The 1,345-nt window shown below is 41.2% G+C and carries 1 protein-coding gene; it reads left to right on the top strand.

The genetic code is table 11. The features are described from left to right. Nucleotides 1-1,345 (top strand): hypothetical protein (locus QZL64_RS00920; RefSeq protein WP_296309090.1); only part of this gene is annotated, 1,345 nt, incomplete at both ends.

Raw genomic sequence — 1,345 nt, 5'->3', positions numbered from 1 at the left:
GATCAAAAGCTTTAATGAATGATGGCAAGTATAGAAAGCTTCCTGTGTACGGTAGGAACCTGTTGCTGGGTTCGGGGAAGGAGGTGAGTAATTCCAAGTATGAGATGGCTGATTATTGGCTAACTGAACAGATATCTAAAGGAACACAAGTAACATTGACTATTTTTGGAGAGTTGGGTGATGATAAGGAAATGTTCACTATATATAACTCTACTGGTGCAGTAGGTTCTATGGCTCAGTTCAGCAAGACTGACTTTGTAAATGGGAAGGCTAGTAAGACTTTTAAATGGATTACTAATATCGGAGATGCAGTAGCTGATAATACACATATGGTTGTATTTAGTTCTCCTAAAACGGGCACATCAATTTCCACCATCCATAAGATTAAACTTGAATATGGTGACATATCGACCGAGTGGTCTCCAGCTTGGGAAGATATACCAGATCTAGAAGAAAGATATGCATATGGTGTTGAATGGGATACTGCATCATCTAGTCCTGATGGAGTTAGAGTAGGTAATATGCAACTGCATAGAGAACTACCTATCCAGAGTAAGATGAGAAGGTGTCTTTTGGATAGAGATGGTGGAGTTAAAGAATATTTGGATAATGAGCTTTCATGGGGTGGAAGCTATTTGGATTATGCCGTTATGACAGAGATGCCTGAACATTGGTATAAATTGTATTTTAATGGCACTAAATTTAGGATGATGTTGTCCGAAATTCCATTACCTGGGTATAAACATGTAGATAAGTTCTATATCTCAACATATGAAGCCAGAATGTATAGAACCGATAATTTATTATGTTCGGCGGCTGGAGCTAGTAAATTAAGTGATCCTAATTCAATTAATTTTAGAGGTGGTGACAACACCGCTGAATGGGATGATACCTACCGTTCCTTGCTAGGATGCCCTGTTACCAACCTTACCCGAGACCAATTCCGGCAAGCTGCAAGAAAACGTGGTAGTGGTTGGGAAATGTACACGTATGGAGCACATAAGACTCTATTCTGGTTATTTGCAGTAGAATATGCTACATTAAATAGCCAGAAGCTTTTCAACGCCCAGAAGGACGCTAACGGTTTCACTCAAGGCGGATTAGGAGAAGGCCCAACACAAATGACGGATTGGGCTAACTTCAACAACGCCAATCCCCTTATACCATGCGGCTACACCAACGAGTTCGGGAACAGCTCTGGAGAGAAGGCATATGTGGTGAAGAACTCTTCCGACGGTACTCATGCTACGTTGATGGCTAACAGGTATCGTGGTATAGAGAATCCATTTGGTCATATCTGGAAATACACCGACGGGGCAAATATACAGGTTACTACAGGCGATGA

Source organism: Veillonella sp. CAG:933, from assembly GCF_000431435.1.
GTDB lineage: Bacteria > Bacillota > Negativicutes > Veillonellales > Veillonellaceae > Veillonella_A.
Note: the sequence above shows the minus strand (reverse complement) of the source record. Positions and strands in the feature narration are given on the sequence as shown.